Source organism: Streptomyces maremycinicus, assembly GCF_001184025.1.
In the GTDB taxonomy this organism is placed as follows: Bacteria; Actinomycetota; Actinomycetes; order Streptomycetales; family Streptomycetaceae; genus Streptomyces; species Streptomyces maremycinicus.
Genome location: NZ_BBYG01000016.1, coordinates 78303 through 92119, shown reverse-complemented (window position 1 = coordinate 92119; position 13817 = coordinate 78303). Strand labels below are relative to the sequence as shown.

Genomic DNA, 13817 nt, shown 5'->3' with positions numbered 1-13817 from the left:
TCCGCCCCCGCGGGCTCTGCGCCCGCCGAGGTCTCAGGTCTCGGTGCTCTCGACCGGCTGTGCGGGCTCCTTCGCCAGGGGCGGGTGGCTCTCCCGGGCCAGCCGGTGCGGCCACCAGATCTTCGGTCCGATGTCCAGGAAGAGCGAGGTGACGAGCACCGACCGCACGATGAAGGTGTCCAGCAGGACGCCCAGGGCCACCGCGAAGCCGATCTCCGCGAAGGCGACCATGGGCAGGGTGGCGAGGGCCGCGAAGGTGCCGGCCAGGACCAGGCCCGCGGAGGTGATCACCGAGCCGGTGGCCGCCAGACCGGTCACGACGCCCTGCCGGGTGCCCTGACGGGCGGCCTCCTCGCGGATCCGGGTGGTCAGGAAGATGTTGTAGTCGATGCCCAGGGCCACCAGGAAGACGAAGACGAACAGCGGGAAGTCCGTCGACTCGCCCGCGTAGTCGAAGAGATGGCGGAACGCGAGCGCGCTGAGGCCGAGGGCCGCCGCGAAGGACAGGATCACCGTCCCGACCAGCAGCAGCGGGGCGATCAGGGCGCGCAGCAGCGCGCAGAGGATGAGCAGGACCACGGCCAGGACCAGCGGGATGATCAGCAGGTTGTCGTGCGTGGTGGCCTTGTCCATGTCGAGCAGGGCCGCCGTGCCGCCGCCCACCTGGGCGTCGGCGTCGGGTATGTCGTGCACGGCGTCCCGGACCCGCTCCACGGTCTGTTTCGCGGCCTCGCTGTCGGCCGGGTCGGTCATCGTCGCCTCGAACAGCACCTGGCCGTCGTGGACGGGGCTGGTGCCCGCCGGCACACCGAGGGACGTCGGCACGACACCCTCCGTCCGCGCGACCGCGAGTTTCACCTGCCCGGCCCGGGCCTGATCGGCGATGACGACCAACGGGTCGCCGCTGCCCGCCGGGAAGTACTTCGCCGACACCTCCTGGCCGGTGATCGAGTCCGGTTTGCCGGTGAACGCGTCCGCGTTGCCGATGCCCTCGGCGCGCAGCTGGATCAGGCCGAGCGAGCACACCGCCAGCACCAGCGCGGTCACGGCCCAGACCATGCGCGGGCGGCGGGCGATGCTGCGGCCCGTGCGCGCCCAGACACCGCGCTCGGTCGGGTCCGCGGAGCCGAAGTGCGGGATCGCCGGCCAGAAGATCCAGCGGCCGCAGATCACCAGCAGGGCGGGGAACAGGGTCATCATCGCGAGCAGCGCCACCGCCACGCCGATGGCCGCGACCGGCCCGAGCCCGCGGGTGGAGTTCATCTCGGCGGCCAGCAGCATCAGCATGCTCAGCACCACGGTGGCGCCGGAGGCCAGCACGGCGGGACCCGCGCGGTGCAGCGCCAGGGCCATCGCCTCGTGCCGGTCCTCGTGCCGGCGCAGCTCCTCCCGGTAACGGGCCACCAGCAGCAGGGCGTAGTCGGTGCCCGCGCCGAACACGAGCACGGTGAGGATGCCGGCGCTCTGACCGTTCACCGTCAGGCCCGCGTGCTCGGCCAGGAAGTAGATCAGGGCCTGCGCGGTGAACAGGGCGGCGACCACGGCGAGCACCGGGACGACGAGCAGGGTGGGGCTGCGGTAGGTGACCAGGAGCATGACGACGACCACGGCCATCGCCGCCAGCAGCAGGGTCGAGTCGATGCCCTCGAAGGCCTCGGAGAAGTCCGCGGAGGTGCCGCCGGGTCCGGTGATGTGCACGGCCATCCCGGCGCCGCCGTCGCCGACGACGTCACGGATCGAGTCGACGGCCGGGGCGATGCGTTCCCAGCCCTTCTCGTCCATGGTGATCGGCACATAGATCTGCGCGGCGCGCGGATCGGTCGGTCGGTCGTAGACCGGGCCCCGGGTCTCGCCGCCGCGGATGCCGTGGTCGGTGAGCCGCCTGAGCTGCGCCGCGTCCTCGGTGATCCGCGCCCGGTCCGCGGCCGTCAGGCCCTCGTCACGGGCGTAGACGACCACCGCGGGGATCTGCTCGGGCCGGAAGTCCTGCGACATCTCCAGCACCTGGGTCGACTCCGCCGACCCCGGCAGCCAGGAGGCCGCGTCGTTGTCCTGGGCGTCGGTGAGCTTCTGGGCGAAGGGCGCCGTCAGGAACAGCACGACCAGCCACAGCGCCAGCACCAGCCACTTGGCGCGCCGCCCGCAGACAAGATGCGCGATCCCTCGGTTCCCGTTCATGCCCACCCCCGAAGACGGTCGGTCGACGTCCGGCGGAGCCCCGTGCCCGCGGGGGCGCGGGGGGTCGCGCACTCGGCCGGGCCCGGCCCGGGGACGACGTTCCACCGTCGCTCCAGCGGACCGATGCCCGCAACCCCCGAAGGGCATGGCAGGCTTGGGTCATGGCCGTGCAGATCAATCCCAGCATCCTGTCCGCCGACTTCGCCCGCCTCGCGGACGAGGCGGAGGCGGTCGCAGGAGCCGACTGGCTCCATGTCGACGTCATGGACAACCATTTCGTCCCGAACCTCACGCTCGGTGTGCCGGTCGTAGAGTCACTGGCCCGTGCGACGGACACTCCGCTGGACTGCCATCTGATGATCGAGGCCCCCGATCGCTGGGCCCCGCAGTACGTCGAGGCGGGTGCCTCGTCCGTCACCTTCCATGTCGAGGCGGCCGCCGCACCCGTGCGGCTCGCCCGCGAGATCCGGGCGAAGGGCGCCCGCGCCTCCATGGCGCTCAGGCCGGCCACGCCCATCGAGCCGTACGAGGACCTGCTGCCCGAACTCGACATGCTGCTGATCATGACGGTCGAACCGGGCTTCGGAGGCCAGGCCTTCCTCGACATCATGCTCCCCAAGATCCGCCGCACCCGCGAGTTGATCAGCAAGCACGGGCTCGACCTGTGGCTCCAGATCGACGGCGGGGTCTCGGCCTCGACCATCGAGCGGTGCGCCGAGGCGGGCGCCGACGTCTTCGTGGCGGGCTCGGCCGTGTACGGGGCCGACGATCCGGCCGCGGCGGTCCGTGGCCTGCGGGCTCAGGCGGAGGCGGCGACCGCCGGAGCCTCCTGGGCATGTGGACACTGAACCAACCACTTACCGACAGGTATGTGAACGGCTCCCATCAGAGCTGATCAACTGCGCCGGATCTGCGAGGATGAACGGCGTATCCAGAGTGTGAACAGCAGTGAGGAGAACGCCGTGTCGGGTATGTCGGCGGGCCGGTCAGCCATGCGGATGGGACCCGCTGAGCTGGTGCAGGCGGCGGCCATGGCCCGCCGCTTCTACCTCGAGGGAAAGTCCAAGATCCAGATCGCGGAGGAGTTCGGCGTCAGCCGCTTCAAAGTGGCCCGGGTCCTGGAGACCGCCCTCGAACGGGATCTCGTACGGATCGAGATCCGCGTGCCGGCCGAGCTGGACGCGGAGCGCTCGGACGCGCTCCGCGCCCGCTACGGCCTGCGGCACGCCGTCGTGGTCGAGTCCCCGGCCGAGGCCGAGGAGACCACGGACCCCGAGAACCTGGGGGAAGTGGCCGCCGACCTGCTCGGCGAACTGGTCGACGAGGGGGACGTACTGGGGCTGGCCTGGGGCCGGTCCACGATCCACATGGCGGCGGCGCTGGACCGGCTGCCGCCGTGCACGGTCGTGCAGCTGACGGGTGTGTACGACGCCGGGACCGCGGAGCGCGGCTCGGTCGAGGCCGTCCGCCGCGCCGCCCAGGTGTCCGGCGGTGACGCGCACCCCATCTACGCGCCGATGCTGCTGCCGGACGCGGCCACCGCGGCCGCGCTGCGCCACCAGACCGGGATCGCCCGGGCCTTCGAATACTTCGACAAGGTCACGGTCGCCTGTGTCTCCATCGGCTCCTGGGAGCCCGGCATCTCCACGGTGCACGACATGCTCAGCGACGAGGAACGGGCGCACTACGCCTCGCTGGGCGTCGCCGCCGAGATGTCCGCGCACCTCTTCGACGCCGAGGGCCGCCGGGTCGGGCGGGACCTGGGCGAGCGGTGCATCACCGTCAAGACCGACCAGCTGCGCCGGGTCCCCGAGGTCGTCGCGATCGCGGGCGGCCAGCGCAAGGCGGCCGCGATCGACGCGGTGCTCCGCTCCGGGCTCGTCACCAGCCTGGTGACGGACACCTCGGCGGCCGACTACCTGATGACGGCGGGACCGGCACCGAAGTCCGCCCTCGGCCGGACGGACCCGGACGGCATCTGACCGGCCCGGGGAGCACATCGTGCGGGGACGGCCACGACAGCAGCACGCCCATGCTGACGCGGTCCGTCCCCCGCGTGCTTCCCCGGCCGGGTCGACCGTGCTCCGGGAGTCCTCGCGCGGACGCGTTGTCAGCGGGCGGGGCGGCGGGATCTACTACACCGACGATCACTACGACACGTTCCGGGCGGTGCTGAGATGACGCAGTTCGTGCTCACGCTGGATCTCGACGGGGTGCGGGACAAGGCGGCCCTGATGGACCGCTGCGCCGACGCACTCGGCCTGCCCGACTGGTTCGGACGCAACTGGGACGCCCTCGCCGACAGCCTCACCGACCTCCAGGCCCCGCCCGGGGAGAGCGGGCTCCGGATCGTCGTCCAGAACTGGCGGCCGTACGCCGAGGCCCGGCCGCAGGAGTGGGCGATCGCGCAGGACGTGTTCGCCCAGGCGGCCGACCGGGTGCCGGCGCTGTCCGTGCTGCTCGCCCTCGGAGGATCCTCCTAGAGCACCCCTGAGCTGCTTGGACGTTCCGTCCGGGCATCGCACCACGGTGGTCGTGGGAGAATGAAGTACGTGCTTCTCCCCCTGGCTGACCTGTCCGGGGGTCACCTCTGATCGACTGGGATGTGCAGCACGTGCGTTTCCTCAACGACATCCAGCCCGCGTACGACCTCACCTACGACGACGTCTTCATGGTGCCGAGCCGCAGTGCGGTCGGGTCGCGTCAGGCGGTCGACCTCGCCGCCCCGGACGGCACGGGCACCACGATCCCGCTGGTCGTCGCCAACATGACCGCCGTCGCCGGCCGCCGGATGGCCGAGACGATGGCCCGGCGCGGCGGACTGGTGGTGATCCCGCAGGACATCCCGATCGACGTCGTCACCGACGTCATCACCTGGGTCAAGAGCCGTCACCTGGTGCTGGACACCCCCATCGTGCTCGCCCCGCACCAGACGGTCGCCGACGCCCTGGCCCTGCTGCCCAAGCGCGCGCACAACGCGGGCGTCGTCGTCGACGAGGAGTTCCGCCCGGTCGGCGTCGTCACCGACGCGGACCTGAGCGGGGTGGACCGCTTCACCCAGCTCGAGGTCGTCATGTCCCGGGACCTGCTGCTCCTGGACGCCGACATCGACCCGCGCGAGGCCTTCAACACCCTCGACGCGGCCAACCGGCGCTACGCCCCGGCCGTCGACCGGGACGGCAAGCTGGCCGGCATCCTCACCCGCAAGGGCGCCCTGCGCGCCACCCTGTACACCCCGGCCGTCGACGCGGCGGGCAAGCTGTGCGTCGCCGCGGCCGTCGGGATCAACGGCGATGTCGCCGGCAAGGCCAAGCAGCTGCTCGACGCGGGGGTGGACACGCTCGTCATCGACACCGCGCACGGCCACCAGGAGTCGATGATCAGCGCGATCCGGACCGTGCGCGCGCTCGACCCGAAGGTGCCCATCGTCGCCGGCAACATCGTCTCCGCCGAGGGCGTCAAGGATCTGATCGACGCGGGCGCCGACATCATCAAGGTCGGGGTCGGACCGGGCGCCATGTGCACCACCCGCATGATGACCGGCGTGGGCCGGCCGCAGTTCTCGGCGGTCCTGGAGTGCGCGGCCGAGGCGAAGAAGTACGGCAAGCACGTGTGGGCCGACGGCGGCGTCCGGCACCCGCGCGATGTCGCCATGGCGCTGGCCGCCGGCGCGTCCAACGTGATGATCGGGTCGTGGTTCGCGGGCACCTACGAGTCCCCGGGCGACCTCCAGCAGGACGCGGGCGGCCGGCTGTACAAGGAGTCGTTCGGCATGGCGTCCGCGCGCGCCGTCGCCAACCGCACCTCCGACGAGTCGGCGTACGACCGTGCCCGCAAGGCGCTGTTCGAGGAGGGCATCTCCACCTCGAAGATGTTCCTCGACCCGGCCCGTCCGGGTGTCGAGGACCTGGTCGACGCGGTCATCGCGGGCGTCCGCTCCTCCTGCACCTACGCGGGCGCGGCCTCGCTCGAGGAGTTCGCCGAGAAGGCCGTCGTCGGCATCCAGAGCGCGGCCGGGTACGCGGAGGGCAAGCCGCTGCACGCGAGCTGGTAGCTCCGCGGGTCGTTCCGCCGGTCAGCTCGGGTCGGGGCGAGTCAGCTCAGGTCAGGTCGGGGCCAGTCAGCTCAGGTCGGGTCGGGGCGAGTCAGGTCGGGTCGGGTCGGATCGTGCTGCGGTGCGGGTCCGCTGTGGCGGGTCGCGCAGTTCCCCGCGCCCCTCATCGGCCGCGTTCAACCGACCCGCAATGAATGCGCACCCTGGTGCGATGAACGCAACGATCTTGCGTGTATGCGCAAGATTGCGGCATTACGAGTGCTACGGCCCTGCTCATAGGGTCGTGCGCTGTACGTAGCGTGGCGGGGACCCCGCTCGGTGGGTTCCTGCTCGCGCAGGTGTGCCGCCGGTTCCCGTCACGCCGAGAGGCAGCGACGAAGGAGTCAGCGCGTGCTCGATCAAGGCGCACCCCCGCAACAACGCAGTACGACGGCCCCCACGTCCCCGGGGCCCGTCGCGCGACTCATGCGGCGCAAGCCCGTGGAACACCTGGTCGCCGAGGGCGGCCAGGGCGAGGGAGGCTCCCTCAGGCGCTCCCTCGGGCTGTGGCAGCTCACGATGATCAGCATCGGCGCCACCCTCGGCACCGGCATCTTCGTGGTCCTCGGCGAGGCCGTGCCCAAGGCCGGTCCCGCCGTCACGCTCTCCTTCGTGATCGCCGGACTCACGGCGCTCTTCTCGGCCCTGTCCTACGCCGAACTGGCGGGCACCATCCCGGTCGCCGGCTCCTCGTACTCGTATGCGTACGCGACGATGGGCGAACTGATCGCCTGGATCTGCGGCTGGTGCCTGGTCCTGGAGTACGGCGTCTCGGTCGCCGCCGTGGCCGTCGGCTGGGGCGAGTACCTCAACGAGCTGCTCGACGGCACGATCGGCGTGACCATCCCGGACGCACTGTCGGCGCCGCCCGGGGACGGCGGCATCTTCAACCTGCCGGCTCTGATCGTCGTCGTGCTCGCCATGGCCTTCCTGCTGGGCGGCGCCCGCGAGTCGGCGCGCGCCAACACCGTCATGGTCGCGGTGAAGATCGCCGCGCTGGTGCTGTTCTGCGCCATCGGCGTCCAGGGCTTCCGCTCCGGCAACTACCAGCACTTCATGCCGCTGGGCATGGCCGGCGTCAGCGCGGCCGGCGCGACGCTGTTCTTCTCGTACATCGGCTTCGACGCCGCCTCCACCGCCGGTGAGGAGGCGAAGAACGCGCAGCGCGACCTGCCCCGCGCGATCATGCTGTCGCTGGTCATCGTGACGGCGCTGTACGTCCTCGTCGCGGCCGTCGCCGTGGGTGCCAAGCCCTGGCAGCGGTTCGGCGACTCCGAGGCCGCTCTCGCGCAGATCATGCGGGAGGTCACCGGCCAGTCCTTCTGGGGGACCCTCCTCGCCTTCTGCGCGGTCATCGCCATCGCGAGCGTCGTCCTGACCGTGCTGTACGGCCAGACCCGCATCCTGTTCGCGATGTCCCGGGACGGTCTGGTGCCCAAGGTGTTCTCCCGCGTCCACCCGAGGACCGGCACGCCCCGCGCCAACACGGTCATCGTGTCGCTGTTCTGCGGGGTGCTCGCCGCCGCGATCCCGTTGGGCCAGCTGGCGGACGCCACCAGCATCGGTACGCTGTTCGCCTTCGGGCTGGTCAACATCGCGGTCGTGGTGCTGCGCCGGACCCGCCCGGAGATGCCGCGGACCTTCCGGGTGCCGCTCTCGCCGGTGCTGCCGGCCCTGGGGCTCGCCTTCTGCGTCTGGATGATGGGCAGCCTTTCGGCCGTCACCTGGGTGGTCTTCGGAGTCTGGATGGCGGTCGGGCTCGTGTTCTACTTCCTCTACGGCCACCGCCGCTCCCGTCTCGCAGCGTCCGCACCAGCTGAGAAGTGAACGACCCACTGTGCTGAACGATCTCGACGAACGCATCGTGCACGCCCTCGCCGAGGACGCCCGCCGCTCCTTCGCGGACATCGGGCAACTGGTCGGGCTGTCCGCACCCGCCGTGAAGCGGCGCGTGGACCGGCTGCGCGCCACCGGGGCCATCACCGGCTTCACCGTACGGGTCGACCCGGCGGCGCTCGGCTGGGAGACCGAGGGGTTCGTCGAGATCTACTGCCGGCGCAACACCTCCCCGGAGACCATCCAGCGTGGCCTGGAGCGCTACCAGGAGGTCGTGGCGGCGTCCACCGTCACCGGGGAGGCGGACGCCGTCGCGCAGGTCTTCGCCGCCGACATGCGCCACTTCGAGCGGGTCCTTGAGCGCATCGCGGGGGAGCCGTTCGTGGAACGGACGAAGTCCGTGCTGGTCCTGTCGCCGCTGCTGCGCCGCTTCTCCGCGGGCTCGCCGACCTGATCCCGCCTGTCCGGGGCCGGACGTCGAGGGCAACGACCGGCCCTGCGACCACGCGGCGGTGATCACCACCTTCGCGATCACCGGTAAACCGGTGGGCGGCGGCGCCCGAACTGTCTACCATCGGTGTCATGACCTGGCGACATTGATCCACGACCGGCTCCGACGTCCGTCGACTGACCGCCACGCTGTACGCGTACGCGTTCCTCGACGAGTTCGTGCTGCTCTACCCGGTGTACGCGCTGCTGTTCGCGGACAGCGGCCTGTCCGTGGGGCAGATCTCCTCCCTGTTCGTCCTGTGGTCGCTGACCGGCGTCCTGCTGGAGGTCCCCTCGGGCGCCTGGGCGGACGCCGTGTCCCGAAGGCTGCTGCTGTGGATCGGCCCGCTGCTCGGCGCGGCCGGCTTCGCCCTGTGGGTGCTGTTCCCGTCGTACGGGGCCTTCGCGGCCGGTTTCGTCCTGTGGGGCGCGCGCGGCGCGCTGGGCTCCGGCGCGCTGGAGGCACTGGTCTACGAGGAACTGGACCGGGCCGGCGCCGCTGACCGGTACGCCCGGGTCATGGGCCGCGCGCACGCGGTGGGGCAGACGGCCGTCCTGGCGGCGACGGGCCTGGCCGGTCCGGTCTTCGCGCTCGGCGGCCACCCGGCCGTCGGCGCGGCCAGCGTGCTGGCGTGTCTGCTCTGCGCCGCGACGGCGACCCGCTTCCCGGAACACCGCGCAACGGCTCCCGCCGAGGAGCGAGCGAGCCACGAGAGCCACGAGGGCATCGAGGACATCGAGGGTCACGAGATCGCTGAGCGCACGGGGGGCCCTGGGGACACCGGATGTCGCGCGTGCCACGACAGCGGCGTGGGCGGGGACGGCTGCGCGGGCCGGGAGGGCTGCGTAGGCGGGGACGGCGACGACAGCGGCGCGGGTGGTGACGGCGGCGCGGGCGCCGATGGCGGACAACACGGCGGGAGCCTTGGCGGGCGCGGCGAGTGCGAAGGGTGTCTCGGCGGGGGCGGCTGGGGCCGGGCCCTGGGGGGCGGGCTTGCCGGGCTGCGGCGTGACCGGTCACTGCTCGGCGCCCTGCTGCTCGTCCCCGCCGTCACGGCCGTGTGGGGCGCGCTCGACGAGTACACCTCACTGCTGGTCCGGGAGACCGGCGTACCGGACGGGGCCGTCCCCTACGTGCTCATGGTGATCTGGGCCGGGGTCACGGCCGGCAGCCTGTCGGCCGGGGCGGCCGAGCGCCTCGGCGGCCCCGGTCTCGCCGTGCTCCTCGCGGGCGCCGCGCTCGCCCTGGCGGCCGGCGCGCTGACCGGGACACCGCCGGGCATCGCCCTGATCGCCCTCGCCTTCGGCGGCTTCCAGCTGGCGACCGTCCTGGCGGACGTCCGGCTCCAGCAGCGCATCGAGGGCTCCGGCCGGGCCACCCTCACCTCGGTCGCGGGCCTCGGCACGGAGGTGGTGACCATCGCGGTGTACGGCGCGTACGGCGCCCTCGGTTCGACGTTCCGGCACGGCGTCGTCTTCGCGCTGTGCGCGGTGCCGTACCTGCTCACGGCCCTGGCGGTGTCGAGGCCGGCCCGGGGGAGGGCGGGTGAGCCGCGGACGGACGAGGGGCGAGGCAACAGCGAGGGAGCAGCGAGCGGCCAGGGAAGGGGTGAGTGAGGGGCGCAACGAATCGCCGCCGGGCGGCCCCCGCACGCAACGTTCCGCGCACCGGCGCGCAACGGCTCCTCCTTGTCCGGCCCGGGTGAGCGCCCGTACCGTCTAGATGGCCCCCACAACCACCCTTTCGCCCGGTGAGGTTCCCGCATGCGCACCGCCCTGCTCCAGAGCTCCGGCCGCCCCGGCTCCGTCGTCGAGAACCTGAAGGTCCTCGACGAGGCCGCGGACCGGGCCGCCGCCGCGGGCGCCGGACTGCTCGTCGCGCCGGAGATGTTCCTCACCGGGTACGCGATCGGCGACGACATCGCCCGCCTCGCCGAGCCCGCCGACGGGGACTCCGCGGACGCCGTCGCCGAGATCGCCGGCCGGCACGGCCTCGCGATCGCGTACGGCTACCCGGAGCGTCACGGCGACGCGGTCCACAACTCCGCCCAGCTGATCTCCGCCGACGGCGGCAGGCTCGCGAACTACCGCAAGACCCACCTCTTCGGCTGCTTCGAGCGCGACCACTTCCGGCCGGGCGACCAGCCGGTCGTCCAGGCCGAACTGAACGGCCTCAGCGTAGGCCTCATGATCTGCTACGACGTCGAGTTCCCGGAGAACGTCCGCGCCCACGCCCTCGCCGGCACCGACCTCCTCGTCGTGCCGACCGCGCAGATGCACCCCTTCCAGTTCGTCGCCGAGTCGGTGGTCCCGGTGCGCGCCTTCGAGAACCAGATGTACGTGGCGTACGTCAACCGGGTCGGTACCGAGGGCGAGTTCGAGTTCGTCGGCCTGTCCACGCTGGCCGGCCCCGACGGGATCGCCCGCACCCGTGCCGGACGCGGTGAGGAACTGGTCTTCGCCGACGCCGACCCGGTCGCCCTCGCCGTCTCCCGGGAGACGAACCCGTATCTGAAGGACCGCCGCCCCGGCCTGTACGGGTCCCTGGTCTGAACCCGGCCCGCACCCGCGCCGCGTCCCTCCCTTCCCCGAGCCTCCCCCCGAGTCACCACGCGCAAGGAGTCCGTACCCCATGACGTCCACCGTGCCCAACGCCGTCGAGCACGCAGACGAGCAGCAGCCGCCGATCACCATGTTCGGCCCGGACTTCCCCTACGCGTACGACGACTTCCTCGCCCATCCGGCGGGCCTCGGCCAGATCCCCGCGACGGAGCACGGCACCGAGGTCGCCGTCATCGGCGGCGGACTGTCGGGCATCGTGGCCGCGTACGAGCTGATGAAGATGGGCCTCAAGCCGGTCGTCTACGAGGCCGACCGGATCGGCGGACGGCTGCGCACCGTCGGCTTCGACGGCTGCGACCCGTCCCTCACCGCCGAGATGGGCGCGATGCGCTTCCCGCCGTCCTCCACGGCGCTCCAGCACTACATCGACCTGGTCGGACTGGAGACCCAGCCCTTCCCCAACCCGCTCGCGGAGGCGACCCCGTCGACGGTCGTCGACCTCAAGGGCGAGTCGCACTACGCCGAGACGGCCGCGGACCTGCCGCAGGTCTACCGCGATGTCGCGGCCGCCTGGAACAAGTGCCTCGAAGACGGCGCCGACTTCTCCGACATGAACCAGGCCATGCGCGAGCGGGACGTGCCGCGCATCCGCGAGATCTGGGCCGAGCTCGTCGAGAAGCTCGACAACCAGACCTTCTACGGCTTCCTGTGCGACTCCGAGGCCTTCAAGTCCTTCCGGCACCGCGAGATCTTCGGCCAGGTCGGCTTCGGCACCGGCGGCTGGGACACGGACTTCCCGAACTCCATCCTGGAGATCCTGCGCGTCGTCTACACCGAGGCCGACGACCACCACCGCGGTATCGTCGGCGGCTCCCAGCAGTTGCCGCTGCGGCTGTGGGAGCGCGAGCCGGAGAAGATCGTCCACTGGGCGTTCGGCACCTCGCTGGCGAGCCTGCACGAGGGCGGCGAGCCCCGCCCGGCCGTGACCCGGCTGCACCGCACCGCCGGCAACCGGATCACCGTGACGGACGCGAACGGCGACATCCGCACCTACCGGGCGGCGATCTTCACCGCCCAGTCCTGGATGCTGCTGTCGAAGATCGCCTGTGACGACTCGCTCTTCCCGATCGACCACTGGACGGCGATCGAGCGCACCCACTACATGGAGTCCAGCAAGCTGTTCGTGCCGGTCGACCGGCCGTTCTGGCTGGACAAGGCCGTCGACGACAAGGGAGTGCCGACCGGCCGGGACGTCATGTCGATGACGCTCACCGACCGTATGACGCGCGGCACCTACCTCCTCGACGACGGTCCGGACAAGCCCGCCGTCATCTGCCTCTCGTACACGTGGTGCGACGACAGCCTGAAGTGGCTGCCGCTGTCCGCGAACGAGCGGATGGAGGTCATGCTGAAGTCGCTCGGCGAGATCTATCCGAACGTCGACATCAGGAAGCACATCATCGGCAACCCGGTGACGGTCTCCTGGGAGAACGAGCCCTACTTCATGGGCGCGTTCAAGGCCAACCTGCCCGGCCACTACCGCTACCAGCGGCGTCTGTTCACCCACTTCATGCAGGACCGGCTGCCCGAGGACAAGCGGGGCGTCTTCCTCGCCGGCGACGACATCTCCTGGACCGCGGGCTGGGCCGAGGGGGCCGTGCAGACCGCGCTGAACGCGGTCTGGGGCGTCATGCACCACTTCGGCGGGACGACCGACGCGACCAACCCGGGCCCGGGCGACGTGTACGACGAGATCGCGCCGGTGGAACTCCCGGAGGACTGACCCCCCGCGGGACCGAGTCCCGCAGGGCCGAGCGCGCGCCGAGCACCGTCGCGCGCGGGCTCAGGGCGCGAGGCCGGACAGGGGCGTGAGGCCGGAGAGGGGCGTGAGCATCATGCGGCCCGCGAACCCGACGGCCGTGTCGAGGCGTTCGGTGAACTCCTCGGCCACGTCGGGTAGTCGGCGCAGCGCCCACAGGGCCCGGGCCGCCGTCCAGGTGGCGTCCCGTGCGCGCTCCAGGCTCCAGGAACCGAGCAGATGGGTGAGCGGGTCGGCGATCTCCAGCAGATCGGGGCCCGGCATCAGCTCTTCGCGGACGCGTTCCTCCAGCGAGCCGAGCAGTTCACCCACGCGGTCGAACTCGTCCTCCAGCTCGTCCGGTTCGCAGCCGAGGCTACGACAGGCGTCCACCACGGCGAGCGCGAGATCGTGCCCGATGTGCGCGTTGATGCCCGCGAGGGCGAACTGAAGCGGACGTACGCCGGGATGGCGGCGGAACTGGAGCAGCGGCCGCCAGCAGGCCGGTGGCCGCCGGTCGGCCGGCGGGTCCACCGCGTCCAGGTAGCGCTCGGCGAACCGGACGTCCAGCGTTCCGGCGGCCCGGGCGTCCGGGAACCGGCCGGTGTCGATGCGCCGGCCGACCTCCTGGGTCACCGCGAGGTAGACGCGGTTGAAGACCGCGATGCCGTCCCCGGGAGGCAGCGCCGCGTCGAGGGCGCGCATCCGGGCGAGCACCTCGTCGACACTTGTGCGGTCCGTGTCGAGGCCTGTCTCGACGGGAGCGGTGGACTGTTCCGTTTGCGGCATGGGGGCAGGGTGACAGTCCTAGGCTGGCCCGCGTGTCGGCGGGCCCGACGCTTCCCCGGAACGGGGGAACGA

The 13817-nt window shown here is 71.8% G+C and carries 11 protein-coding genes; 9 read left to right on the top strand and 2 right to left on the bottom strand.

Going from position 1 to position 13817, the window contains the following annotated elements; all coding sequences use genetic code 11:
• Window positions 1–33: 33 nt before the first annotated feature.
• Window positions 34–2178, bottom strand: coding sequence for an MMPL family transporter (locus tag AOQ37_RS23665; protein WP_062646656.1), 2145 nt, complete (start codon window positions 2176–2178; stop codon window positions 34–36).
• A gap of 161 nt (window positions 2179–2339) precedes the next feature.
• On the opposite strand from AOQ37_RS23665, the gene rpe reads away from it, so the two are divergent.
• The 9 genes from rpe (at window position 2340) to AOQ37_RS23615 (ending at window position 12941) form a co-directional block, all read left to right on the top strand.
• Window positions 2340–3026 (top strand): ribulose-phosphate 3-epimerase, encoded by a 687-nt coding sequence (gene rpe, locus AOQ37_RS23660; RefSeq protein WP_062646655.1) that lies wholly within the window; start codon window positions 2340–2342, stop codon window positions 3024–3026.
• Window positions 3027–3116: 90 nt separating this feature from the next.
• Window positions 3117–4160 carry a sugar-binding transcriptional regulator gene (locus tag AOQ37_RS23655; RefSeq protein WP_062646654.1) on the top strand — a complete coding sequence of 348 codons (1044 nt, stop codon included), beginning with the start codon at window positions 3117–3119 and terminating at the stop codon, window positions 4158–4160.
• A gap of 195 nt (window positions 4161–4355) precedes the next feature.
• Window positions 4356–4661 (top strand): barstar family protein, encoded by a 306-nt coding sequence (locus tag AOQ37_RS23650; protein ID WP_062646653.1) that lies wholly within the window; start codon window positions 4356–4358, stop codon window positions 4659–4661.
• A 122-nt stretch (window positions 4662–4783) separates the two neighbouring features.
• Window positions 4784–6232: a GuaB1 family IMP dehydrogenase-related protein gene (locus AOQ37_RS23645; RefSeq protein ID WP_107085280.1), complete on the top strand. Its 1449-nt coding sequence runs from the start codon at window positions 4784–4786 to the stop codon at window positions 6230–6232.
• A 390-nt stretch (window positions 6233–6622) separates the two neighbouring features.
• Window positions 6623–8098, top strand: a complete 1476-nt coding sequence (locus AOQ37_RS23640) for an amino acid permease (RefSeq protein ID WP_062646652.1) — start codon at window positions 6623–6625, stop codon at window positions 8096–8098.
• 10 nt (window positions 8099–8108) lie between these two features.
• Window positions 8109–8561 (top strand): Lrp/AsnC family transcriptional regulator, encoded by a 453-nt coding sequence (locus tag AOQ37_RS23635; RefSeq protein ID WP_020128883.1) that lies wholly within the window; start codon window positions 8109–8111, stop codon window positions 8559–8561.
• Between the two features lie 173 nt (window positions 8562–8734).
• Window positions 8735–10213 carry an MFS transporter gene (locus AOQ37_RS41460; protein WP_078890327.1) on the top strand — a complete coding sequence of 493 codons (1479 nt, stop codon included), beginning with the start codon at window positions 8735–8737 and terminating at the stop codon, window positions 10211–10213.
• 147 nt (window positions 10214–10360) lie between these two features.
• Window positions 10361–11149 (top strand): carbon-nitrogen hydrolase family protein, encoded by a 789-nt coding sequence (locus tag AOQ37_RS23620; RefSeq protein ID WP_062646651.1) that lies wholly within the window; start codon window positions 10361–10363, stop codon window positions 11147–11149.
• Between the two features lie 79 nt (window positions 11150–11228).
• A complete protein-coding gene (locus AOQ37_RS23615) occupies window positions 11229–12941 on the top strand; it encodes a flavin monoamine oxidase family protein (RefSeq protein ID WP_062646650.1) in 1713 nt (570 codons plus the stop codon).
• Window positions 12942–13001: 60 nt separating this feature from the next.
• On the opposite strand, the gene AOQ37_RS23610 is transcribed toward AOQ37_RS23615, so the two are convergent.
• Window positions 13002–13745: a DUF5995 family protein gene (locus AOQ37_RS23610; RefSeq protein ID WP_062646649.1), complete on the bottom strand. Its 744-nt coding sequence runs from the start codon at window positions 13743–13745 to the stop codon at window positions 13002–13004.
• Between the last annotated feature and the right edge of the window lie 72 nt (window positions 13746–13817).